The sequence below is a fragment of the Desulfonatronum parangueonense genome (assembly GCF_054656975.1).
Genome location: NZ_BAAHXH010000003.1, coordinates 3,639,115 through 3,664,516, shown reverse-complemented (window position 1 = coordinate 3,664,516; position 25,402 = coordinate 3,639,115). Strand labels below are relative to the sequence as shown.

The window sequence follows — 25,402 nt, the reverse complement described above, 5'->3', positions numbered from 1 at the left end:
GAACCATCTCGGCAAAGGGCTTATGTTAGGACACCGTAAGAGACAGGGGTCAGCCAAGGCGGATGATGGTTGCGCCTCCCCGAATTCCCGCGGGGCTGAGCGAAAACTCATTATTTTGAAATTTCATCTTGATCCCGCTATTATTTATGAATATGGCGCTTGTTCCCTGCTCCATCTTGACCGAAGTTCGCGTCAGGGCAACCTTGCCCTCGGTGCCACCGCCCGCCTGGACCTCTACACCACCATCATTCACACTGATTTTTCCGCTTCCCTTGGTCAACACGACCTTCCCGGCATCCGGACCCGTGCCATTTTCAACGTGAATCGAGCCTCCGCCGGTTTTTTCCAACCCCACTCCTCCACTCTCCACGACAATCTTGCCGCCGTTCGCTCTTTCCAGGACAATGGAATCCTGGGGACTCGGTTTGACCTTGATGGAGGAAGTCGTATCGGCTTCAATGGTGATGCCCTGAGCAGCACTCGGCAAGGTTTTCAAGCTGATTCCGTTGTTGTCCAGCTTGATTTCCGAGTAGGCTTGATCGAGTGCGTCGTTCATTTTTGCCAAAAGGATACGCATGGCAATGAACTGGGCAAGGATTCCCACTCCAACAGGAAGCATGCTCCACAATCCTGCCTTTGCCGCATCCCACCCCTCTTTTTCTTCAGGAAAACCAATGGTCACAAGATCGCCGCCAACCGCTGCCAAAACCGCTCCAGTGCCTGCAAGCGTGCTGCTCAGGCATTTCCTGGTAGCGGATAACTTCAGCTTCTGCGCGGGGGTGAGTCCGGCCCTGATTTCCACCTTATCGACTCCAAGCAAGTCCGAGGAATCCTTGATAGTTTCGGTAGACTTGCCGAATTCCAAATGTTTGCCGAACTTGAGTTCCAGCGATTCAGAAATGGAAAAGGCAAATTTCTCTGCCAGGGTATACTCGGATGCCAACCCCATCTTGAAATCCGCACTCGATCCGATGACGACGGAGTTCTCCGAACCCAGGACAAAGGAGTCGTCCTGACCGCAGACCATCTCCCGCTTGTCGCCTTTGGTTTTGATCTGAAAACTTTCCGGGCTGCGCTTGCCCATCCACATCCAGCTCCCGTCGTCCGCTCCGTTCGAGGCGAAGATGCCGACGCCTTCCTTGCCCTCCTGATCCTGGAGCACGACCTTGTGGCCTGAGCCGGACTCTATCCTGCTGGAGGTCTGTCCGGTCGAGGTGACCACGCTGGGGGTTTCGAAATTGGGCACGGCGGACTGGATCACGGGCCGGTCCGGGTCTCCGTCGATGAAGGTCAGGAGAACTTCTGTCCCCTTGTGCAGGGGAAAGTGCATGCCGTGGCCCTCCCCGGCATAGGGCGTGGCCATGCGCAGCCAGCAGGAGGCCTTGCCTCCGCCTCGGCCGGACAAATCAAAGGGCAGGATGACCTTGTAGCGGCCGTAATCGTCCAGTTCAGCGTACTTTCCTGACCCGGCGGCATCCACCTTGGCCGAAATGGTTCCGGCAATGCGCGATTTGGGGGTGCCGCGGCGGGGGCGGAACTGGGTGCTGCTGGGGATGCACTCAAAGGTGTTCCGGTAGAACAACGCATCCCGATCCTCCAGATCCCGAATGCTCAGCCCGCTGAGCAGGTACCGTTCCTGACTGCCCTCATGACGAACGGCAATGGTCAGATATTCCTGATTGAATTCCTCACGGAAATGGCGGTTCAGGGTGAACAGGTATCCCGGACGGATGGCCGGGATGGCGGACAGGCCGTGAAAGACTTTTTCCCGACACCGATACTCTTCGGCCCGCACTCCGGCCAGACGGTCTCCTTCGCTCTTGCTGGCAAAATTTTCACCGTACAGGAATATCTCGCCACGACCCTTGTCCTGAACAGCGGCCTTGCCCTCCAGGTCCAGGCTGGGCTTCATGTAGTTGTAGTCCTTGAGCAGAACGTTTCTGGGCAAAGGGCTCTGCTTCAGGGTGAAGCGCTTGATCACCTTTCCGGCGCCCGCGGCGTCCAGGCCGGACGGCGGCGAATAGAGGAAGGTTTCATGGCCGGGCAGGGGGGCATGGGCGATCAGCGTGTCCGAAGCGATCATCTTTTCGGATTGTTCACCCTGCTCGAACCAGTAATAAGCGCCTTCCCGCTCCATCCATCGGGAAACAAAATGGAAGTGGGATTCCCCGTACTGGCAGACATACTCCCAGGGCTGGTATCTGCCCTGGAACTGGAAGGCGAAATCAAGACCTGGAGCCAGGCCCCCGTCTTTGAGCACGTCCCCCAGGAACTGATCCACCTTTTTATCCAGAAAAACCTGGTTGTGATGGGTCAGGGTCAGCCACCATAGCTTTGGGCGCAGTTCGGCCCGGTAGAAAAAATAGGTGTCGGCCTGGTGCATCTGCTCGAAGCCCGAGAGAATACCGTGAAAGGGCAGATCCTCGCCGCCGGAAAACCTGCCCTTGATGGTGAAGGTGACCGGATTCTGCAGCACTGCGGTCAGGTCCAGGTCTTCCTTCTCGGATACAAGCAGGATTTCGAAGCGGTAGAGGGTGGACAGCCCTTCTTCCCCGGTAAAGCGAACCACGGTGAAGGTTTCCTTGGGCAGGGCCATGCTTTCGAAGGTGAACGCGTTCTCAATGAGCTGGGGCATGTTGTTTCCTCGAATGTAACTATTCAGCTGCGTTCCGGATTGTCTCGATTTTTCGGCATCGCAACTCCTTCGCCGTCTTCGTAACATCGAACCATTGCTCGAATAAACCTCATCTGGCGCTTCCGGCGTTCGGCAATGGTTCAATGAACGAATCCTGGCTCAGTCAGACAGGCGATGCCGAAATAGAGACAATCCGGAACACTCCAGTTATATCCTGAAAGTGCTGAGTAGGTACCCTCGAATAAGCGAAGCTTCGGGCGATTGCGGCCGATATTACCGTTCCGGAGCCGCGACAAGGATCGCAAATCCATTGTCCTGTCGAGTGACCTGCGGGGCCTTGGCGGTCCTGGCGCGGCCCGTGTCCCGGAAGTGGAACACCACGCGCAAATAGTTTTCATGCTCGCCAAGGACGACCCTGCTGATGAAACCTTCGGCAATGGCGTTGTTGTAACGGGCCGTATTCACCCAGGAACCGGGCACGTCCACCACCCACCGGGCCGGCTCCGCGATGAAAAATATTCTGGGTTCAGGAACGGGACGGTCCGTGACGAAGGTTGCCTGAAGGCCCTGGTCCATCAGCGAGAAGTCGTGCGTCAGGACCCTGCCCGGGATGTCCGCGGCCGGCTTCTGCGCCACGGAAGCGGGGACGGCCGCGGGCGGTGGCGGTTCTGCCGCCTGGGTATCGACCCCAGACCTTTCCTGTAATTGTTGACCGGCATGTTCCAATGCTTCACCCGCTCGATGCGCGAATTCGTGTTCCATCTCCACGATCCGCTCTTCCCCCCGATTGATGACCCGCCGGATTTCGTGGCTCACGGTGCCGGCGCCCCCGGACCTGAACACCGAGGGGATCAGCCCCATGTCCTGCTCCACGGCAAGAAGGAACAGCATCGAGGCGCTGACGGTGAAAATCGCCAGCATCGCCCAGGAAGTGCGGGTGGAGTGCAGGATGCTCACTGTTCTCCTCCAGGTGCAGCCTGGACAGCGGTTGCCTGCCGCAAATCGCCCATGCCCAGACCGGCCCAGCAATGGGCGGCCTGCCTTGGAACCGTCAGCGGCGGATAGTCCGTAATGGCCAGGACCGGATCCACGTTCTGCATGGAGTAGTTGACCTGGATCCGCTGCACGCCGAGCCCCTCCAGGATACTTTTCTGTTGCGGGAAATCATCCGGGGTGTACACCTTGCGCCCGGCCCGGAAGTCGCGCAGAAAATCGCGGAATCCCCATTCCCCGGGCCAGGTCCGGGACAGCGTGGCCTCGCGGAAATAGATCCGCAGGTTCACGTCGTCGCAGGTGGCCGGTTCCCATACGAAATCCAGCGAGTTCGGGAAGTTGAAGTTGTCCAGGGTCTGGGGCTGGGCCGCGCATTGCAGGGTCAAAGTGGTCTGGTAGGGTTCGCTCTTGGCTTCAACGTTCACATTGGTGGGCAGGGTGGTGACGGGCACGATGTATTTGGGCTGGAGCTGTTGGCGCCGAACCGAGCCCTGGTCCAAAAACGTCAGGAAATCGTGTCGAAACGGGAAGGGGATGTTCAGCCAGGTCGAAGGGCCCCAGCCGTCCTGGGTCCGCCGCAGATAGGGCCTGGCCGTTCCGGCCAGAAATGCCGGAACCACGCCTTTATCCCCGAACAAAGTGGGCCAGAGTTCCCGCGCGGGGATGTTCACGGTCTCGGCCAGCACCTGGGATTCCCAAAGCTCGTTCACGGCGCAGGCCGTTTCGTAGATGATCATGGTAACCAGAAAATACAGCGGTCCCTTCACTATGTTCCAGAATTCAACGTTTTCCGCGGACCTGCCTTTGACCAGCAAGTGGGAGATGGTGTCCGCCGCGGCCAGGGCGAGATCCACCGGAGATTGCACGTTGCCGTCCATGCCGAATTCCTGGGAGGCGAAACGGAAGGCCACCTCCGTGGAGGTGCTGATCTGCTGCAGGGCCTTGAGTTGCTCCATGTACGTCTGGAAATGCTCCACCGCGGCTAGGCTGTCCTCCAGGTTGAACACCCGGGCTTCAAGCTGCCTGATTTTCTCGGAAATGCGCGCGTCCAGGCTGGTTCCCATCTGTTTGGCCCGGTAGTTCTCCACCAGGAACTCGATTTCCCGGTAGTTCCGTTCAGTCATTTCGACGACCTCGGGTTCGTAGAGCACGTTTCTGATGGCCGAGTATTCGTCCCGCAACCGCCAGATCAGGTTGAAATACGGATTGTCCAGGGTGGCCATGCCGGCGCTGGTTTTCAGCCAGTCGTCCCGGGTCACCAGCTTATCCATGCCCAGGTCGAAATGATTCACGATCTCATCCCACTGGAGGTCGAACTGTTTGGCGTACCACTTCCAGAAAGCCTGCTTGCGCTTGCTGAAGGCCTCCGGATCCGCGGACGTCAGGGCGACCTGTTCCAGGAGCTTCTGGATTTCCTGTACGCCCCTGCGGGTGAACGCCCTGGAGACCCACGGTTCTCCAGGGACCTGCCCCAGGCCGGCCCAGAAATCGTTCAGGGTCACGTCATGCAGGTTGGGCCGGGAGGCGGCCCAGTCCACCAGCCAATGCAGATCCTGGCCCTCGATCTCGATGATCCGGTTGGCCCACATCTGCATTTCCCGGCGCTCCCGGCTCAGGATGCCCACGTCTCCCTCCCAGACGGCGTAGGAACGGTACATGTCCGGGAAAAAGGCGGCCACATAGGGCAGTCGACCGCCAAAGGCCAGGGCCAGGGCCTGGATCGGGCCGTCCTGTCCAGGCTGGTCCGTGCGGGGGCGGCCGGCCTCCCGTGCCTTGAGGGTGTCGATCCGCCAGACCAGGTACTCCAGGTACGGGGCAAGGATCTCTTCCTGATCGTGGATGCCCAGGTTGACGAATTTCTGGCCCATGGCCTCGTCCGTGGGCGTGAGGATGTAGTCGCGAAACCAGGCGTTGTAGGTATTTTTCAGCCTCGTCAGGGCCGACTGCCCCTGGTAAAAGCCCATTTTCGGCCAAATTCCGGTGTGCAGGTCATGCTGCATCCCGGCAATCCGATCCCGCATCAACCCAACGGAGACCATGTCCTGAGCCAGGTCAGCGCCCATGGGCGGAGCCTGGGGAAAGGCCTCGTGCACGGGCTGCATGGCTTGGCGGATCTGGACGTAGGACAGGCTGGACAGGCCGATGAACGTGAGCAGCAGGAGCATCCACGCCCCCAGGGCCAGGTTGGTGGTGGCCGTGCGCCAGGACATGTACTCCCCCAGCATCCGGAAGCCGAAGCGGTCCTTGGGCAGGATGGCCGAGAAAAAATCGTGCAGAAAAAGACCCAGGCCCGTGTCCGGCAGCCGCCACTGGCGATCCTTGAAGCTTTCCAGGGCTCCCAGCACGCCGGAGCGGGTCAGGCCGGACTGCCGGCCGCTGGAGATGAACAGCCCGCGGAAAAACGGGGTCTCCTGATAGGGATTTTCATGGAACGCGCCCTGGATGAATGCCCGAATCTGAGGCGTCAGCCGTTCGAATTCATCCGGGAACAGCGCGGCCCGGCCTCCGGAAGCCCCGGCGCCGCCGGCCAGCAGCAGCCGCAGATCCTTGAGCCTGCGGGCAATATGCGCCGTGGCCTCATCCAGGAATTCTTCGGGAGCCCGCTTTTCAATGTCATTGAGCAGCCCCATGGCCTGGCCGCGCTGACTCTCCGGAAGCAGCTCGGCCAAGGCGGTCATGCCCATGACCAGGTCCAGCTTGGTCACCAGCACGTACACCGGAAACTTGGCCCCCAGCACCCGCATCAACTGGTCCAGGCGCATCCGGATGGACCGCCCGTAGGCGACCAGGGCGTCCTCGTCATCGGCCAGAAGCCGGTCCGCCGGCAGGGTGACGATCAGCCCGTTGAGCGGTTCCTTGCGCCGGTACTTGGCCATCAAGGTCAGAAACCGTTCCCACTCCTCCCGGTCTTCTTCCTCCAGGGGCACGGCATAGCGACCGGCCGTGTCCAGGACCACGGCGTTCTCGAAGAACCACCAGTCGCAGTTCCTGGTGCTGGCAATGCCCCTGGTGGGGCCGACGTCCGTGAGGATCGAGGTCAGTCGGGCATGGGAGACGGCCGTGGATTTCCCGGAACCGGTCTCGCCGAAGACCATGAACCAGGGCAGGGTGTACAGCGGGTCGCCCCGGTGGCGCAGCCGGGATGAGCGCAGTGTCTGCACGGCCGCGGTCCAGCGATCCTGAAGCTCCTGGAGCCGGCGGCGTTCATGGGCCGGAGCGGCCTGAATGGAAGCCTGATCCTGATCCACCACCCGCTTGACGAACTTTTCCTCCCTCCTGCGGTAGTAGTAGCGGCGCAAAAACAGGACCAGCACCACCGCGAAAAACACCCCGCTCACGGCCACGCCCACGATCCACCGCGGCCATTGCATATGGTCCGCGAGCAGCAACGCCCCGAAGCCCACGGCCGCGGCCAGGGCCAGAAGCAGAAAAATCTTCAACGCGGTGAACAACAGTCTGGTCATGTCGAGCGCTCAGGAGTGTTCAGGGGCATGGGGTAAGATCTCTCTCACCCCAGCAGCCTCAGCCAGTCGGTGACAAAGTTGGAGAGCATGGACGCATAGGCGATGTATATTCCCAGGGCCAGAACTCCGGGAGCCAGGAACAGGATGACGGTTTGCAGGCCGGAGGAAAGCCGGGAGGAGCGGTCCCTGGGTGCGCCTTTGGCGTAGGCTTCCGGAAAAAGCCTCTCCGCCGGGGAATGCCGCTCGCCCTGAAGCTGATCCAGGTTGGTCCGGGTCAGTTCTTCGAGTTTGGCTTGGCCTTCCGGCCCGTAATACCGACCGGTGAAGCCCAGAGTCAGGCAGGCCACATAGACCTCCAGGACGTCTCTCCCCGCTGATTTCGGGTTCTGTTCGATGTTTTCAAACAACGACATGTCCAGCGGCTCCCGAGTCGGCTTGCCGCACAGGCCGGCCAGCCTTTGATAGAACTCCTCCCCGGCATTGACCGTGTGGAAGTGACGCTGTTGCAGCTTGTCGCGCATCCACTCCGTGCGTCCAGGCCAGGCCGAGGACAGGACAGCCTCGTCGGCAAACGCGCAGACCGCGAACAGGGCCTGCTCCGCCAGGACCGGATCACGACGACCGGCCCGGTCCATGCCTTGGCGCAACAAGCGATCCATATCGGCTCGGGCCGTGGCGTAGGGCGTTTCCGCCAGATTGGTCTCCGAACCGAGCATGGCCGCGAAGGCCAGGGCAGGGAGAAAGTCGTCGATCAGGGCCACGAAGCGCCTACCTTGTCAGCACGGCCAGTTGGGCGTCCAGATCTTCCGGGGCCTCCGGCCAGTGCAAAGCCATGCTGCCGTTCTTTTCGACTTCCCCCCACAGCGGGCTTTCCCGGCCGATGCGGAAATAGATCGCCCCCTGCCGCCTGGGCATTCCAGCCGGCGGGCTATCCGATGCAGCCAGAGGGATGCCCGGCAGGGCCCGGACCAGCAGCGAACTCATGCCGCTGGTGGCGGAAAGCTTGAGCATCCTGGAGGCGGAATCGCGCATGGCTTGCGCACTGGCGGAGCTGGAATGGAGCACCAGCCAGAATTCGCCGCCGGAGGTCCGGGTTTCGGCCAGGATCTGGTTCGGAATATCCGCGGTCCAGTAGGGATCGCGGAAATTGAAATGGGTCACGAAACGCGGCCCCGCTGAAATGCCTTCCAGCAGGTTGACGATCAGATCCCGGATTCCGCGAAAACAAAAACCCAGATCAGTGTGCGCATAGTCGGGGACCAGCTTCTCGTCGTGCCAGTTTTCGCCCAGGGCGCTGATGTCCAGGGAAAACACCGAAAGTTCGGCCACCAGTTCACGCAAAATGCCGTAGGCGATCCAGGGCGAGAGACAGGTGGTTTCCACGGCATGGTCCAGTCTGGCGGTGAAACGGGACAGGGAGCGCAGGGCCATCAGCAGCAGGGTGAAATCCGGGGAGGCTCCGCTTCCGGCGGAAAGATTCTTGTACCCTTCCAACTGGCGAGCCTTGCCCAGCACCCTGTCCCGCAGCTCCTTGAGCAGGGCGGACAGGGCCGGGGAGCCGGAAAGCGTGAGGCAGGGCGGAACAAAGGATCGATCCAGCACGGCCATGTCGCCGTCACGGACCAGACGGGCCACGGGCAGCAAGTCCAGATCACCGGCCTGGGACAGTTCGTGCTCATAGACCAGGTTCACGACATAGGCCATTCGACGGACCTGGGCCGATGGCCCGTCGCTGTAGCTGTCCGGAACATTTTCCGGTTCCACGGGCACGGCCAGGCGGGTCGGCGCCGCGGCCATCTGAGCCTGGGTTTCGGCCACGGTGACATTGGGCTCGCCCGGCTTCAGGGCCCGGATGCCCAGATAGACGGTCAGGGCGCCGTCCACCGGGATGGCTTCCAGCGGGAGCTGGCGGCCCGCGCACACGGCATTGCCGGGATAAACGATCATTTCCGCCGTGGAAGGAAACAGGGCCTTGACCTGGTTCAATTCCAGACGTCCTCCGACCAGTGCGGCCTCGTTCACGCTGCCCTCGGCCAACCCCCAGAAGTACGGGGTCAAACTGTCGAGCAGGGGGGCCAGCGTGTCCCCGAACTGGCGATTCAGGATCTGGAAATGCTGGGGCTGCAAAAAGAGGCCCTGATGCCAGTAGATGGGACCATTGCCCATTATTCGACCCCCATGCGCTGGATGGAATTAGGGCCCAGCAGAATGTCCATGGTCAATGTTCCCGGATTGTACACATTGGAGGACCATGGCCAGATCCCGGCCCGGGCGGTGGTGACCGGAAACGTGTACATGGTCGTGACAAGACCGGGCTGAAGGTCGAAGTAGCCGGCGACCAGCCCCACATGCCGCGCCCCCTCGGCCCGATCCAGGACAAAGCTGGATTCCTGGCCGGGGCTGATGAACCGCCGCTCCACGTGGACCACGGTCTGGTCGAAACGGGCGCACTCCAGCAGTTTACGGATTCCGCCGACATTGGCCGCCAGTTCCTGGAACGCGGCCGGAGCGCTCATCTGGTAGGTGCACAGCAGGATGTTGTGGGAAAAACCCTCAAAGAGGTTCAGATTCCTGTCCGCCTTGAGGTTCATGGTCAACCCGCCGGGCAGGTAGGTCCATTTGACCTGGTCCGGACTGGCCGCGTTCTGCGGCGTTTCCCAGGGCTTGGGGGGCTGTTTCGCCCCCGGAGGGGGATATCCGTGACAGGCGGTGAGGGCGAACAGCAGCAGGAGAATAAGGGCTGAAAGCTGAAGGCTGGAAGCTGAAGAGGAAGCATCGCGAGGTGCGGCCAATGTTTCTCGCTGTCCCATCTGAACAACCTTGAACCGTGAACCGTGAACTTCATTACACCACGTCCTTTTCACGTCTGTACGCATATCCGGCACCCTGCCTCAAACCAGAGACACAGTAAAGACGTCGGCGGCGTCCTGGTCCGGGAACGGACCGAAGACCAGGCCGTCAGGAGTGCCGGCGACGCGGACATAGTAGGATTCGGCCGGGGAGAGTTCGTTGTGAACGCCCCAGGCCGTGGCCTCCCTGTCGGCCAGGGCCATTTTCATGCCTTGCACCGGGTAGTTCAGGGTGGAATTCCGGGGGATGGCTCCGGCCAGACCCACGCCATGGGCGTCCGGTACGGCGTCCTGGTCGCCCATGCATCCCAGAAAAGCTCCCTTCCAGGGATCACGTCCCGGGCCGACCTCGAACCAGAGGCCCAGGCCAGGCAACGGATGGACGGTCAGGCGGTAGTCCAGAGCCGGCTCCGCGGGTTTGGCGTTGGCCCGGGCCACGGCCTTTACGCCCAGGCCGCTCTGAACCACCTCGGCCCCGCGCAGCGGGGTGGGCAGGTCCCCTGCCTCAACCTTGCCCCCGGAGGGTGAAAGCAGGATCGGAAAACCGTGCCCGTGGGCGGTCTGGGCCGCCAGGGCCAGCAGGGCCAGGCCCCGCCGGATCGTGGGCTCGGCAAAACTGGCGGCCTGGCCCACGATCAGCCAGACCCTGCATTCGTCCTTGGCCAGCTCCGGCACGGCCCCGGCCCAGGCCTGCCTGGCCAGGTCGTCCTCCCAGAAATGGCCGCCCGGATTCAGGCCGTACCTGGCCGTCTCCTCGAAAATCATCCGTCCCAGCCCCTCGTTCTTTTCCAGAATGGTGATCCAGACGCTTTTTTTCATGCATTCTCCTGGTGACTATTCAAAATTCAATGTAACTATTCAACACAACTCAGTGGTCACTCGCCAGAGCTGGATTCCGGCTTTCGCCGGAATGACGTATCACACCAAGTCCTTTCCAATTTAAGTCATACCGGCGAAGGCCGGTATCCAGTTCGATTATTCTCGGATGAGCTGAGTAGTTACAATTCAATGAAGCCTGGAAACCGGTCCGGCCAGCGGTTGGTCCTGATGATGCGCCGAGGCATTGATTGCCGGCCGCGCCGCGGTCAAGGCCGGAGGTCCCGCGGCCAAAAGACCACTTGGGCGCATGGATGCGATTTGAACGCATTGCGTCAATCCGCGAAGGTCATGGCGAATGTGCCGTCCTGGGCCACGTCCAGGGCCATGGACCGGGGCATGCCCCCATCGGTCATATGTCCAAGTATTTCCTGGGACATCCGCGGCAGGATGGTTCCGGAAAGGATGTACTCGATGTTCCTGGCCCCGGTTTCCACCTCGATGCAGCGGGCCGCGATCTGCTCCGGCACGAGGTCCGTGTAGGTCATGGTCATCTTGTTGTTGACCTGCAGCCGCCGGACCAGGGCGTCCAGCTTGAGTTTGGCGATGCGCTGCATGGCTTCGCCGGACAGGCTCCGGTAGGGCACAATGGACATCCTGGCCAGCAGTGCCGGCTTGAAGTGCTCCGAAAGGATGGGCCGTATCGCGGAAAGCAGGGTGTCCAGTTCCAGTGCCGTATCGTCCCTGGTCATTTCCTGGATCACGTCCGAGCCCAGGTTCGAGGTGAGCATGATCACCGTGTTCCGGAAGCTGATCTCCTTGCCCTCCCCGTCCGTGAGCAGCCCCTTGTCGAAGACCTGGTAGAACAGGTTCATCACGTCCAGGTGGGCCTTTTCCACCTCGTCCAGCAGGACCACGGAATAGGGGCGCTGGCGCACTGCCTCGCTGAGCATGCCGCCTTCGCCAAAGCCCACGTAGCCCGGCGGGGAGCCGATCAACCTGGAGACCGTGTGTTTTTCCTGGAATTCGCTCATGTTGATGGTGACCACACTCTTTTCGTCCCCAAAGAGGACATCGGCCAGAGCCAGACCGGTCTCGGTCTTGCCCACGCCGGAGGGTCCGACCAGCAAAAAAACGCCCGCGGGCTGGTCCGGGCTGCGCAGACCGGCCTTGGCGGCCTTGATGGACTCAGCCACGGCCTGCAGGGCCGCGTCCTGGCCCTTGATCCGCCGGCCCATGCGCTGCTCCAAATCCGCGACAACAGCCGCCTGCTCCCGGGCCACCTTGCCCACGGGAATGCCGGTCCAGTCGCTGACCACCTTGGCCACCACGTCCGGAGTCACCTCGATGGACACCAGACCATCGCCCACCCGGGCCGCGTCATATTCGGCCTGGGCTTCGACCAGGGCCGTGCGCAAGGTATCCTGGTTCGCGGTTTCTTGTGGGGGTGTCACATGGGAGGAATGGGACTCATGGGACGAATCCGTCCCATGAGTCGTATCCGTCCTATCCGGTGCTCCGGCTTTGTCGCCCTGCACTGACGCGCCTTCATTCAAAGCCGTGCGGGCGTCGATCAGGGCTCTGGCCGCCGTCAGTTCCACCTGCCAGGCGGCACGCAGTTCTTCGGCCTGGGCGCTCAATGCGTCAATTGTTTGTTCCAGCTCCTGAATCCGGTCCATGTCCACCGGAGCGCCGTTGGTCAGGTCCCGCTCCAGGGCCTTTTTTTCGCGCTGGGCGGCCTGGATGGACCGCTCCTTGTCCTCCAGCTCGCCGGGTTTGGAGGACAGGCTGACCTTGACCCGGGCACAGGCGGTGTCCATCAGGTCAATGGCCTTATCCGGCAAGAAGCGCCCGGTGATGTAGCGGTTGGAGAATTCCGCCGCGCATTCCATGGCGTCATCCCGGATGACCACGCGATGGGCCGCTTCGTAGGAATCACGGATCCCCCGCAGAATCAGGGCCGTGGTGGTCACGCTGGGCTCGTCCAGTTTGACCAGTTGAAACCGACGGGCCAGGGCCGGATCCTTCTCGAAATACTTCTTGTATTCCTTCCAGGTTGTGGCGGCGCAGGTCTTGATCTCCCCCCGGGCCAGGGCCGGCTTGAGCAGGTTGGCCGCGTCCGAGCCTCCGGCCGTGCCGCCGGCGCCAACCAGGGTATGGGCTTCGTCGATGAACAGGACAATGGGCTTTTCGCTGGACTTGATCTCGTCCAGCACCCCTTTCAGGCGACGTTCGAATTCGCCCTTCATCCCGGCGCCGGCTTCGAGCAGTCCTATGTCCAGGCCCAGCAGGGTGACGCCCTCCAGGACCTCGGGCACGTCCCCCTGGGTAATGCGCAGCGCCAGCCCCTCGATGACCGCGGTCTTGCCCACCCCGGGTTCGCCCACCAGAATCGGGTTGTTCTTGCGCCGCCTGGCCAGAATGTCCACGATCTGTCGGATTTCCGCATCCCTGCCGAAAACCGCGTCGATTTTGCCCGAAACGGCCTTGGCCGTGAAATCTTCACAGAACTTGGCGATAAAGCTTTCCCCGGTGCCGCCGGGACCGCGCACGGCGTCCCCAGAGGTTTTCGCGGATTCGCCGGGACCATCGCTTTCCGTGGAAATTTTGGCCAGATCCCAGAAACTCCTGCGCATCTCCTCCCGGTTGATCTGCCCGATCTGGTCCGTGTATCCACCCTGGGCATACAGGGCGGGCTTGCCCAGAAAGGCCAGCAGCACGGCGCCCGAGCGTATCCGGGTCAGGCCCAGATCCACCGAGGCCACGAGCCAGGCCGCCTCCAGCAGTTCCATCAGCAACGGAGAAAATACCGGCCGGGAGGAGTTGCCGGCCCGAAAGTCTTCCATGGCATCGTTGATGGCCGCCTTCAGCCGACCCATGTCCACATTGTAGCGGGCCAGGGCCAAGGGAATGTCCGCGCCCTGATCTTCCATGCAGGACAGCAGCAGGTGCTCCACGGTGACTTCATAGTGGGTGCGGTTCACGGTCAAGCCGGCGGCCGTGTGCAGAGCCTGCGTGCAGAAGCTGTTGCACTTTCCCAGAAGAGCTTTCATGTCCACGCCGATCATAGCACGATGCTCCTTTGTTGATGGTCATCCCAGATGCGTCTGCGCTCGGGAAAAACAGCCCGGCCCTGAGACAGCGGCCGCGAGGTCAGCCATACGTCGCACCCCAGCCGGGACCACTGCTCCTCGCCCAGGCGTCCGGGCAGGGCCTCCTCCGGGGCCAGAACGAATTCCAGGTCGAATTCCAGGGGCTGGGTGCAGTAGAAACGGACCAGCTTGAGCAGTTCGTCATGGTCTGTCCTGCCTGGAATGAAGCGGGCGAAGGTTGCTCCGTCCACGGGACCGATGATGATCCGAATCTTGCCCATGGCGTCCCCGACCTGGCTGCCCAGCCAGGCATTGAGACCCAGGGCGTTGGCTTCCCGGCCGAGTCGGCACTGCTGATCGGCGGGAACTCCGGCCACGCGGGGTTGACAGGACAGAACCCGGACCGGTGCACCGATCCGGTCCGCCAGTACGCCGCGCAATCCCGCGGCGGAACGGGGAAACTGGGTCAGCAGCCCTGTGGCCCGCAGCAATGATCCGGGCTGGCGGAACGAGGCGTCCAGCATCTCCTGATGGCCAAGCCCCACCAGGGCATAGAGACGCAGCAGGATATCCTCGTCGCCTTCCTCGCAGGCCTGATGGCAGAGATTGTAGTGGGCGTCAGCCAGGGCAAAAAGGGCGAAAAAGCCATGGTTCAGGATGTCCAGAAAGTCCCGGCTGACGCTTTTGTCCTCGCCTTGTTCATCCAGCAGCTCTTCGGTGTAGAACGTGGGCAATGGCGAGGACGGGCCGTACAATCCCAGAAAGGTGGCCGTGACCTGGAACCGGTGCAGCGGGTTGCCATGCTGATCCGTTTGCGACGCCAACTCCTTGATCTCCACCAGATCCGTGGGCGGGAAACCCAGGGAGAGATAGGGCCGGACCCGGAGCTGTTCGCGCATGAAGGTGCGCGCACCCGCGGCGCCGCGATTCCCATGGGCCTGGCGCAGCAGGCGCACGGCCTGCAGAAAGGAAAAACTCCGCGGATTCCGGAACAGCTCCTCCAGTACGGAAAGCTGTTCCCGATGCGACCGGGTTGTTTTGCCTACAGGAGGATTCTGTCGCCCAGGCGAATCGGCCATGAAAACTGCTCCTTGCGCAACGAATCGTCCACGGTCAGCCGGGTATAGGCGTTGATGGCCGCGTAATTGCCCAGAAAAACATCCAGAACCGAGCCGAACAGGTACATGTCGCCCTCCCCGGTAAAGCCCTGCCTGTCCAGCTGGACCCGGATATCCTGCCCGCGCAGCAGATACCCCTGAACGAAGCGGTCCGAAGCCCGCAGGTCCATGCCCACGATGCCCTCCACCCGCTGGGCGTTGGCCAGCACGCTGGCCCGGTCCCGGGTTTCCGTGAAAATGTAGAGTTTTAGAACCGAACGCAGATTCTCCGCCGTGGCCACGGAGAGATAATTCAGAAACAGGTGCGAAAGAAGCCGCCAGAGCAGGTTCTTGCCCAGGGGCGGCTGGACAGGTGCGGTGGGTGAACGGATATTGGCGAATTCCGCCAGTTCCGTGGAGGATTCGGTGGGCATGCGCACGTCGCCCACGCGTAGGGTTTCCGGGAGCGAGGCATTGGTGCAGAGAATGTCCAGGGACAGGGTCTCCAGGCTCAGTTTCTTGTCGCTGCCGGGATAGGCCACGGAAAGGTGCAGTTCGGCCTTGCCGTCCAGGGGAGAGAGGCGATGGTGCACGGCATAGACGGGAGTCGCCTCCACTTGCGGGTTGAACAGCTCAAAGGGCAGGTACTCGCGTTCCTGGACCGTGCCCTGCACGAACCCAGTGACTTTGTTCACGCCGTAAATCTGATAGTGCCGGGGGTTCTCGCCGCTGGCGCGAATGGGGTAGTCGGCCCGCTTGTGGTCCAGGAGAATCGGGTCGGCATGATGCGGGAAGAGGTTCAGGGCCGGGGTGACGAAAAGCTGAAAATGCTCCCCGCGCATGGGCGGAATGTCCTGGGGCAGGTCGGCGAAATCGAATTCCAGGGCAAACCCGGAGTCCGTCCCGCGATTGCGCCACTGGTCCAGGCCGTTGACGTCAAAAAACAGGAATTTTTCGGGCAAAAGGAAATATTCCTGCAGGATGCGATATCCCGGAAAAGAACGGGCCGGAAAGGGGATCAGGGATTCGCTTTCGCCGAAGCCCACCGGGGTCACGCAACGGCGTCCCAGCTGGACAACCCTTCCGTCCGCGGCAACCAGACGGACGTCCCGCAGGCGGGTGAAAAGCAGCCAATTGCGCCGGGAGGCTTCGGCATAAACGCCGGCCAGATGAAAGCGCAGGGTATCGGTCTTGAAGGAACCAAGGTCCATGCCGCTCAGGGTCAGGTCGATCCGCAGTCTGCCCTGGCCGCCGCCGGGAGCTGAAAAATTGACCGAAGCCACGGACAGCGGATAAAGCCGCACATCGTAACTGGTGGTGAAGGTGCAGCGCGTGCCTTCGGATTCCACGGAATCCACGGCGGTTCCCTTGGGAACCACGATGCCTTCGCGCAAGCTGCGTTTGGGTGTGAAGCGGATCAGGGTGGCCGAGGGAATAGGCCGCAAATAATGCGGAAAAATGAGCTGGATCAGGCCGTGGACGATTTCCGGAAAATCATCGTCCAGTTTTTCATAAATCAGACCCGAGAGAAAGGCAGTCCCTTCCAGGAGGCGCTCGGCGTCCGGATCGGCGGACTGGCCGGAAAGCATGGGGGCCAGGGCCGGATGAGCCTTGGCGAACTCCGATGCCAGGTCGCGCAGATTGGACAGCTCCCTCTGGTAGTATTTCTCGATCAATTCAGGCTACTCCTGAACCGTGATATGACCGTCCGGATTGAGCACGGTCTCGAAAACCACGGGCATTTCCTTGTCTTCCACCCGAACCCTGGCCGTCAGCTTGAAGGCGATCATGAACGGCCTGTCCGGTCGCGGCTCGAAATTCACTTTCACATTCACCAGGCGTGGTTCATATTTGCCGATGACCTTGCCGATGGCGTCCTCGATTTCGGGCAGGGAGTCCGTGCCAAAGGAGCTGGCAATGCTGGAGAAGTCTGGCACGCCGTAGTCCGCGGCAATAAGTGCGCTGCCCTGCCGCGTATTCAGGATCTTGGCCATGTGATCCAGAACCGAAGAGATGGCGATTTTCGGATCCGTCTCGCCGCGCCAGTCCGGGTCCTGTTCAATGGCCCGCAAGCGTTCCAGAAGTCGTTTCTCGCGCATCGCTCCTCAATGGGTTCAGTAAGACCTATGGTAACTGGTCAGCATGCTGCCGCCCTGCGAATGGTATCAGAGTCGGGGTCGGTATCGCAGGCAGAGCCATGTGTAGATCTTCTCAACATTTTTCGAACCGATTCCGACCCCGACACCGACCCCGATGTCGGAGGCAGATCGCACAACATGTACTGAATAGTTACTCAACTTTGCCCCATGATCCTCAACCCATCGAAACTTGAACGGGCACGAAGAGTCATGTCTCCGCTCTTCGTGCCCTCCACGGCCAGGAACAGGGGACTGCGTCGGCAGTCAGACTACTTCTTCCAGTCGTCCGCGTACTCGATGTTGCCGTCGTTGTATGTCCAGGTGATCTTGGAATAGGTCATGGAGACCTCCTCCATGTCGTGATAGGGCTTGTTTTCCGGGAGAAAGGTCAGCGGGGTGTGCTCTCTCATGCTGACGATGATCGCCGACTCCATCTTGATGGTGTAGAATTTTTCCTCGGTTCCGTCGTCCTTGATCCGGTAGTAGTCCAGGGTCACCTCGCACTGTTCGCCGGTGCAGCAGGCCATGAACAGCTTGGGGGAAGCCTGGTCCTTGTGCTTGGTGATGGTGAAGGGGTGATGGATGCGCTGTCCCGTGGGCAGGCCGGTATGGGTGTCCTTGGGGATCTCCACCAGGTGATCCGAGCCGTACACCAGAATCTTGTCCTTTTTGTCCCCGCCCTGGGCGCAGTCGCCCTTGATTTCCCCTTGGGAATTGCCCTTTACCGCCATGTAAGCCGTCATTGCCATGGTTCCGACCTCCGGTTGAACGAGTTAATCAGGATTATTATTCCTTATCCAATTTGCCGACCAGGGAAAGAGTGAAGCTGGCGCCCATATATTTGAAGTGGGGTCTGGCTTTCAGGCTGACCGAATACCAGCCGGGGTCACCGGCCACGTCCAGGACCTCGACCTGGGCCATGCGCAAGGGCCGCTTGCTGCGGGTGGTGGGATCGGGGTTGTCCATTTCCGTGACATATTGGCTGATCCATTTGTTCAGCTCCCGCTCCAGATCCACGCGCTCCTTCCAGGTGCCGATGTTCTCGCGTTGGATCACCTTGATGTAGTGGGCCAGACGGTTCATGACCATCATGTAGGGCAGCTGGGTGGAGAGCTTGAAGTTCAGTTCCGCGGCCTTGCCCTCCGGGGTGTCCGGAAAAGTCTTGGCGGCCTGGGCTGAATTGGCGGAAAAAAATGAGGCATTGTCCGAACCCTTGCGCATGGTCAGGGCGATAAAGCCCTCTTCGGCCAGTTCGTATTCCCGGCGTTCGGAAATCAGGACCTGGGTCGGGATCTTGGTCTGGGTCTGACCCATGGCCTCGAACTGGTACAGAGGCAGGTTGTCCACCTCGCCGCCGCCCTGGGGGCCGATGATGTTCGCGCACCAGCGGTACTTGGCAAAGCTGTCCGTGAGCCGGGAGGCAAAGGCAAAAGCCGTGTTCCCCCAGCAGAAATGCTCGTTCTCCTCGGCCTGTTCCTTGAATGTGAAGGATTTGGCCGGAACCGTGGTCGGCGAGTAGGGCAGGCGCAGCAGGAACTTGGGCAGGGTCAGCCCCACGTAGCGCGCATCCTCGGATTCCCGGAAGGAACGCCACTTGGTGTATTGGGGCATCTCGAAAATGGAGTGCAGATCCTTGAGGTTGGGAAGTTGCTCCCAGGTGTCGATGCCGAAAAAATCCTTGCCCGCCGCGGCAATGAACGGGGCGTGGGCCATGGCCGAAACCGAGGCGACATACTGGAGCAGGGATACGTCCTGCGGGCCTGGACCGAATTCGTAATTGGCCACCATGGCCCCGATGGGCTGCCCTCCGAATTGCCCGTATTCCGCGGTGTAGACCTGCTTGTACAATCCGGATTTGACCACTTCAGGAGCATCCTCGAAATCCGACAACAAGTCCTCCTTGGACACGTTGATGAATTCCAGCTTGATGTTCTGGCGGAAATCCGTGCGGTCCACCAAAAATTTCAGGGAACGCCAGGAACTTTCCAGTTGCTGAAACTGCCCGTCGTGCATCACCGCGTTGACCTGGGCCGAGAGCTTCTGGTCGATCTCGGAGATCATGTTATCCACCAGCGCCCCGGAAATCTTGGCATCGGTATTGCGCTCAACTATTTGGCGCAAAAAAGCCTGCAGTCCGGTCTTGGTCAGGGAGTAGCCCTCGTCCGTGGGTTTGACCTTGGAAGCTTCGACAATTTCATCCAGGAGGTTGACCTCCCCGGGGGTCTGCGCGGCTTCGGCCTGCTGCGCTTGAACCTGTTCTTCAGCCATGACTTTTCTCCTTACTCCTCGATTCCCAGTTCCTTGAGCAATCTGGCACGCGCCCCTTCATCCTTGACCATCTCCTGGACCTTTTTGCGGAAATCCGGGACGTTGGCCAGCGGGCCCTTGAGCGCCTTCAAGGCCTCGCGCAATTCCATGAGCCTGGCCAGTTCAGGAATCTTCCGGACGATGGCGTCCGGTTCGAAATCCTTCATGCTGTCGAACTTCAGGTTCACGGCCATCTGGTCATCGTCCTGGCCGGAAAGCTTGTTGGGCACGTTCAAGGTCAGTTCCAACCCCTGGCCCTTGAGGACATCATTGAAATTGTCCTTGTCGATGGATATCGGGTTGCGATCCTCCAGCATCCGATCGTCGGCTTTTTGGGTAAAATCGCCCAGAATGACCATCTTGAGAGGCAATTCCACCTCTTCCTTGGCATCTCCCGTGGCTGGGCGATAGACGATGTTCACCCGCTCCTTCGGAGCTATGGATCCTTCCTTTGGCATTTCAGACCTCCTCGTCGCTGAGAATGAGCGATATCTTCAAACAGTTTATGCCGTGCTACTCCTCATCCGCGATTGCGGTTTGCCCTGATTTTTGAATTTGCTGTATCTACGGATTTCGAGTCACCGGTCTCTTGCGTGAAAAAGTGCAGCATTTGGTGCTTCAGATTTATGCAAATTCGATGAACAATTTTTGTCAGGCAAGGGATGTCAAATCAGAACAAGACGGACCATTTCATGCCCTGCAACGTCAGCGGGTCAGCAATGCCCGCCTGCCTGCCTCGTTATAGATGCAGCGACAACTTTCTTCATTGCGGCACACGAATTTGATGCGAATATACATTGGCAAATCTTCATAAACCATTACGCTTCGCAAAACGAGAAGTCAACAAAACCGCCAATATTCATAGGGTTGATATGTTCTGACGATGGGATACGCTCTTCTGGCCGGATCGAAACGCCCTCGCCTGCCTCGCTACATCAAAACCATGAGCAAAATAAACAACAAACTTTGCCCCTTGCTTTGGCAAAGGCTTGATGAAGATCCAAGGCTCGGTTAGATGTCGATACAAATAGTGAGACCCAAACCTCAGTGTTTCAGGAGGTCAGCTGAAAATAATTGCCATACCAGCAATCAGTCACACAAGTTTTGGCTGAAAGAATGATCTTTTGATTGGGGAGATTGAGAGGGATATGGCTGCAAGGTACCGGCTTATAAGGCAGAAAGGTTTGACCGAAAGAGGCCGGTTGCCGTGCCGTCCGGGACGGCTTTTGCATGCCGGGTGGCGCAATTCTGCATTGTCGCGGCTCATCAATGCTTTAGATGCACATAGGCAGCACATATCCGAGTTGGATCATGAAACGAGTCGATGATTTCACACAGCGAAGGCGATGCCGGATATCCAGATATTCCTGGATTTTACCCTTGCATGAATGTTCGAGTAGTTGAGGATGCCTTGAGTAACTGCTCAAAAACTTGTGGCAGTCTATGGGATAAAACCCGGGAGCGCCGCACCCCAGTGCGGCAACGGTCTAACGCACTCAGGGCAAATTCCGCCTGGAGCATGGCCCCCGCAGCTTGGCCACGAAACTCCGCGTCGACGGGAATCCTTGCGCAAGAAACCTCGTCGCCCGATCTTTTTGGTTTACTGCCTTGAACATCTCAAAACATGTCATGCGGGAAGATTCAAAGCCGCGGAAGGATGCAAACGGGCGATGCGGGCGGTCAATTCCCGGGATATGGTCAGATTTTTTTCCCCACCGAGTCCGACAAAGGCCTCCTGACAGCCCTGGAGCGCCTGGACTGCCAGAACCGGATCCCAGGTTTCCAGCCCCCGAATCTCGATTTCCCCCAGCAGTTCCTCCGCCAGGGCAGTGGCCAAGGCAAACCTGCCGGCTCGGCACATGAATGCTACCTGAAGCATGCGCAAACGCATTGCGACAGGACCGTTGCGCGTAGTTTCCCTGGCTTTGGAGAGCACATCCAGCGCTCCGGCTTCATCTTTTTTGACAAATCGGGATTCAGCCTGCTCACGAGCCGTTTGCACAAGCCCGTCCTGTCTTGAGGTCTCGCCGGCCTGCTCAGGGCCATGATGACCTTGCGTCGCAAGTGAATTAATCCAGGCTCGGGTCTCCGGGTCGGCAAACGGCGTTCCGTCGGCAAAACAGAACTGCTCCAGCCCCCGGAAGCGCTGCACCAACGCCTGCGTCTCACCGCGGACGACATCCGCGGCCGCTGCGAATTCATCGCCAAGACCGGCCAGGGCCTTGGCAATAATGCACTGCAAATCCAGCCAAAAAATGGAGCCGGGAAAATGGCTTTCCGCCTGCATGGCGGCTTCACGCAGTTTGCCGTCGCTGAGCTGTTTGTGGAGCGCAGTCTTGATGATCGTGTCCGGTGCGGGGATCATGGTCAGCCCGCCCTGGGCCGGGGGCAGGGCCTTCAAATTGATCCAGGCTGCCATACGGGTTGCTTTCCAGACCCAAGGATCAGCAAGATTTTCAGCCCGCCCCAGGATGGCGAAATTGACTGCTGCTTCGATCAAAACCTTGCGGGCGGCATTGACATTCTCCGGCAAGATTCCGCGTTCAGATCCTGCCGGCGCAGTTTCAGACCGGCCCTGTTCCGTCGGCTGCTTCTTCTGCACGGTATTGTGATCATCCGACTGATCCGTTTTCTCGGACAAGTTGCCCTGTTGTTCCATTTCCTGCGGGTCGCTCCGGGGCGAACGTTCCACAGGTAAACGGTTCAGGGCGTTCAGCAGATCCCGCATGGGCGGCAGGTCCGGCATGACCTGACCAAGAACCTGGTCAAGAGCCTGCACGTTCTCAATGATCCGCTGGTGCAGCTCACGGGGCACGGCCTGGTCGGAGGGCAGCTTCTTTACCCAGACAACGGTTTTTTCCTGCCACCAGGAAAATGCGTTCATCCTGCCCCGCAGGCGGTTTTTGGGAGGAAATGCATCTTCCCAAAAGGTGTCGACCATGTTCCGCAAGAACTGTGTCCCGGAGGCCAACCCCTCCAGCCCGGCGTCGTGCGTCAGCCCCACGCACGTATATACGGCAACCAGCAAATCCTTGGACTTGGCAGCCAGGATGCCTGACCCCAAATCCACAACCCGTTTCCAATTCACATCCGCGATATTTGTCACGGAATTCAATTTATCAATCTCACCCTGAAGCTGGGCATAGTCCGGATCGTAACGGGCATCCTGCCCAGCGGGAGATTCGTTGGAAACAGGTTCTCGACCTAGCTCCTCCAGATGCATACCATTGCTCCTGACGGTGTTTTGCAAATTATTGTCCGAGGGTAACAACTCAGCATATCTCGCAACAAGATTTGGATTGTTCCGGATTGTCTCGATTTTTCGGCATCGCCTGTCTGACTGAGCCAGGATTCGTTCATCGAAGCATTGCGGACGGCGCCTTGCATCCAGTCGTTCTGGCTGAGACTATCCCTTCCCAACATATTGCTTGCGCCACTCGTCCAGAAACAGCAGGGCGGTTTCCAGTTCGCTGAGGGTGCCGCTGCGTTGGCGAATGGCCCAGATCAGGTCGGGAAAGCTGACCGATGACCGCAGCTCGAGAGACTGGAGCAGTTGCAGAATATCCTGGCTTAGGTCCGGGGAAAGCTCCGACAAGGCGGAATCATTCAGGTCCGTCTCGGCTGCCGCTTCCTCGAGCGCCCCGCGTTCGCGGATGAAGGCCAGCAAGGTCTCCATCCGGTGCTGATAGGTATGTTCCCGCAGCACCCGTTCCCTGGCTCTGCGGCTCATTTCCAGCCGCTCCTCCGGGCGGGCAAGATAATGATGCACCGCGGCGTGCAGCCCCTCCATGTCCTCGAACACGGCCACCTCCCCGTCCGTGAACAGCTCGCCCAGCAGGGAACGGCGGTCCACCAGCTGAAAAGCCTGGCAGGAGGCCAGCTCAAAGGTCCGGGGATTGACGAAGTCGCCACCGGAGACCATGGGCTCCACCTTCACGCTGGAGTGCAGATTGAGATTGATCCTGGAGGCATTGAATATTTTGACCGCTTCCTCGGCGCTGATGCGCTCTCCCGGGCGCTGCAGGAGCGGGGTCAGCGCGCCGTGAGCAGGCCAGTCGTTGCCCCAGATCTTGAAATCCAGGGACAGGAACTGCCGGAAAGCGGCCAAACGGTTCGGATATCCGGCGCCCAGAAAGGAAATGTCCGCGCCGTAACGACGCTGCTCCACGGCGGAGAGTTCCAGAGGTCGATGGAAATTCGGATCCGCGGCCAAGGGCAAATACAGCGCATTTTCCTGCCCCAGCTCCGCGAGCATATCCAGAAACGACGCCTTTTGAATGACCGCGAAAAAGTCGTAATGCCGGGCAAAGGCCTTCCAGTAGGGAAACACCTGAAAGTCCTCCACGAACCACATGGCCGTGGGCACCTTGTCCCGGCGCAGGCGCTGCAAAGCCTGGCGGCTCAACGGCGCCTGGGCCAGGGCCAGGACCAGGTCCGGCTGGAACGATTCCACCTTGGCCAGGATGGTCTGGGCCACGACCTGCAGAAAGCTGTTTTCCAGGGATATCAGTCGTTCCGTGGCAATGCGCTGATCCTTCAAGGCCACAAAGGCGCCGTGAAAGGCCGGCGCGTCGAAGATTTCCACGATATGGCCAAGCTCCTTCAGGGCCTGGGCGCAGTAGCGGCCAATGGGCAGGGAGCCGCCGTACATGGGGAGAACCGTGAGAATACGCAGGGAATGGCTCATGTCTTGTCGATCATCCAGTCGGTTTCGTGATACAAGGCGAAGGCGGATTCCTGTTCCAGGGCCGGGTTGCGCGGCGGCATCCGCAAACAGTGGGACCGGAGCAGTTCCCGCCTGCCCAGACGCGGCCCCTGTTCAGGCAGCTCACCCGCGAGGATATTGAATTCAACCCCGAAGTCGTCCAGCCCTGTCCGCAGCAGGCAGAGCGCCTCGGGAAGCGGCCGACGATCATCTCCGCTGAGACGGGCCAATACCGCTTTGTCCGCGAACGGCTGGATACAGGCCGTGGCACGCGGACAGTTCTCCGACTCCAGGCAGGGGGCACAGGATTCCACGGCCTGCCAGACATGGTGACCCTCGCCGTAGGGGCCTGTTTCGAAACACCAGGCCGAAGAAAGAAAAAAGGCCGTGACCGGGATTCCCAGGTGCGCCGCAAGGTGCATCGTTCCCGTATCCGGAGTCAGCAGGAGGTCCAGCCCCTGGACAACATCGCACAAGGCCGCCCAGTTCGTCTTGCCTGTGAGATCCTTCAGCCGGCTTTGGGTCGTCGTGGAGAGATGGTTCCGAAGCTGTCTGGCGGCTGAATGCTCGACCTGTGTTCCCAGCAGATGGATCGGTCCGTCCGATCCGGCCGCGGCCGCCTGCACAAGACGGCCAAGCACGGGAATGGGCAGACTGCGCCGGGCATGCCGCCCGGCCATGACCACGCCCAGACCGCCGCCCCTGGGCCGGGCAGGAGGATTCACCAGTTCCGGCGCCAGGGCAGGCTGAAGAAAGTGGCCCCAGTAGTCCATCAGATTCAAGGGATTGGCGAGCCGGTTGGCACTCAACCGGAAAACCGTCTCCGGCCAAGGCCCACGAAGGGTCTGCCCATGGTGCCAGTGATAGCCGATGACCTGCTCCGGAGCGAAAAGCCCGGCCAGGACATGGTTGCATCCGCCATGGTTGCAATTGAAGACACGGTGAAAATCAGCACCTTTCCAATCCGCGAAGATCGTCCTGCAGGTGCGGAGCAGAACGTGCGGATCGAACCGGGAACCATGCACCGGCAGACCGTGAATCCGGACATCGGGATAAAGCAGCCCGGCCAAATCGGCCAGACCTGCATCCACGGCCAAATGCACCTCATTCTCCTGGTCCGCGCACAACCCCCGGATCAGCCGCTTCGTCTGAACGATGTCCCCGAACCGGGCCAGTTGAATGACCAGATATCTGTTCATGATGAATCGTGTTTGGTCGAGAGCCTGCCTGTTGAGTGCCCGCCTCAGGGTCTTGATGCAGCGGGCAGCCTGCATGTGTTTTTCGCCTAACGCCATTACCGCAGAAA

The 25,402-nt window shown here is 60.2% G+C and carries 17 protein-coding genes; all 17 read right to left on the bottom strand.

The window, feature by feature from the left end:
- Positions 1-49 precede the first annotated feature (49 nt).
- Positions 50-2,635 (bottom strand): type VI secretion system Vgr family protein, encoded by a 2,586-nt coding sequence (locus ACYQ15_RS16405; RefSeq protein WP_459938581.1) that lies wholly within the window; start codon positions 2,633-2,635, stop codon positions 50-52.
- Between the two features lie 273 nt (positions 2,636-2,908).
- Positions 2,909-3,592 carry an AMIN domain-containing protein gene (locus tag ACYQ15_RS16400; RefSeq protein ID WP_459938580.1) on the bottom strand — a complete coding sequence of 228 codons (684 nt, stop codon included), beginning with the start codon at positions 3,590-3,592 and terminating at the stop codon, positions 2,909-2,911.
- The gene (locus tag ACYQ15_RS16395; RefSeq protein ID WP_459938579.1) at positions 3,589-7,092 is read right to left on the bottom strand and encodes a type VI secretion protein IcmF/TssM N-terminal domain-containing protein; all 3,504 of its coding nucleotides are present in this window, start codon (positions 7,090-7,092) and stop codon (positions 3,589-3,591) included. The genes ACYQ15_RS16400 and ACYQ15_RS16395 overlap by 4 nt, the downstream gene beginning before the upstream one ends.
- A 44-nt stretch (positions 7,093-7,136) precedes the next feature.
- Entirely contained in the window at positions 7,137-7,853 is a 717-nt protein-coding gene (locus ACYQ15_RS16390; RefSeq protein ID WP_459938578.1) for a DotU family type IV/VI secretion system protein, read from the bottom strand.
- A gap of 7 nt (positions 7,854-7,860) precedes the next feature.
- Positions 7,861-9,258 (bottom strand): type VI secretion system baseplate subunit TssK, encoded by a 1,398-nt coding sequence (tssK, locus tag ACYQ15_RS16385; protein ID WP_459938577.1) that lies wholly within the window; start codon positions 9,256-9,258, stop codon positions 7,861-7,863.
- A complete protein-coding gene (locus ACYQ15_RS16380) occupies positions 9,258-9,968 on the bottom strand; it encodes a type VI secretion lipoprotein TssJ (protein WP_459938576.1) in 711 nt (236 codons plus the stop codon). The genes tssK and ACYQ15_RS16380 overlap by 1 nt, the downstream gene beginning before the upstream one ends.
- A gap of 15 nt (positions 9,969-9,983) precedes the next feature.
- Positions 9,984-10,760, bottom strand: coding sequence for a hypothetical protein (locus ACYQ15_RS16375; RefSeq protein WP_459938575.1), 777 nt, complete (start codon positions 10,758-10,760; stop codon positions 9,984-9,986).
- A gap of 332 nt (positions 10,761-11,092) precedes the next feature.
- Positions 11,093-13,825 (bottom strand): type VI secretion system ATPase TssH, encoded by a 2,733-nt coding sequence (gene tssH / locus ACYQ15_RS16370; protein ID WP_459938574.1) that lies wholly within the window; start codon positions 13,823-13,825, stop codon positions 11,093-11,095.
- The gene (gene tssG, locus ACYQ15_RS16365) at positions 13,822-14,928 is read right to left on the bottom strand and encodes a type VI secretion system baseplate subunit TssG (protein WP_459938573.1); all 1,107 of its coding nucleotides are present in this window, start codon (positions 14,926-14,928) and stop codon (positions 13,822-13,824) included. Before tssG ends, tssH begins: the two co-directional genes overlap by 4 nt.
- A complete protein-coding gene (tssF, locus tag ACYQ15_RS16360; RefSeq protein WP_459938572.1) occupies positions 14,892-16,622 on the bottom strand; it encodes a type VI secretion system baseplate subunit TssF in 1,731 nt (576 codons plus the stop codon). Before tssF ends, tssG begins: the two co-directional genes overlap by 37 nt.
- Before the next feature lie 6 nt (positions 16,623-16,628).
- On the bottom strand, positions 16,629-17,045 hold the full coding sequence (gene tssE, locus ACYQ15_RS16355; RefSeq protein ID WP_459938571.1) for a type VI secretion system baseplate subunit TssE: 417 nt from the start codon (positions 17,043-17,045) through the stop codon (positions 16,629-16,631).
- Positions 17,046-17,353: 308 nt separating this feature from the next.
- The gene (locus ACYQ15_RS16350; RefSeq protein WP_459938570.1) at positions 17,354-17,833 is read right to left on the bottom strand and encodes an Hcp family type VI secretion system effector; all 480 of its coding nucleotides are present in this window, start codon (positions 17,831-17,833) and stop codon (positions 17,354-17,356) included.
- Between the two features lie 37 nt (positions 17,834-17,870).
- A complete protein-coding gene (tssC, locus tag ACYQ15_RS16345; RefSeq protein ID WP_459938569.1) occupies positions 17,871-19,352 on the bottom strand; it encodes a type VI secretion system contractile sheath large subunit in 1,482 nt (493 codons plus the stop codon).
- 11 nt (positions 19,353-19,363) lie between these two features.
- Complete coding sequence (tssB, locus tag ACYQ15_RS16340) at positions 19,364-19,849, bottom strand: type VI secretion system contractile sheath small subunit (RefSeq protein WP_459938568.1); 486 nt, start codon at positions 19,847-19,849, stop codon at positions 19,364-19,366.
- A 1,169-nt stretch (positions 19,850-21,018) separates the two neighbouring features.
- A complete protein-coding gene (gene tssA, locus ACYQ15_RS16335) occupies positions 21,019-22,614 on the bottom strand; it encodes a type VI secretion system protein TssA (protein WP_459938567.1) in 1,596 nt (531 codons plus the stop codon).
- A 183-nt stretch (positions 22,615-22,797) separates the two neighbouring features.
- Positions 22,798-24,078 (bottom strand): CgeB family protein, encoded by a 1,281-nt coding sequence (locus ACYQ15_RS16330; protein ID WP_459938566.1) that lies wholly within the window; start codon positions 24,076-24,078, stop codon positions 22,798-22,800.
- Positions 24,075-25,370, bottom strand: coding sequence for a glycosyltransferase family 9 protein (locus ACYQ15_RS16325; protein WP_459938565.1), 1,296 nt, complete (start codon positions 25,368-25,370; stop codon positions 24,075-24,077). The genes ACYQ15_RS16330 and ACYQ15_RS16325 overlap by 4 nt, the downstream gene beginning before the upstream one ends.
- Between the last annotated feature and the right edge of the window lie 32 nt (positions 25,371-25,402).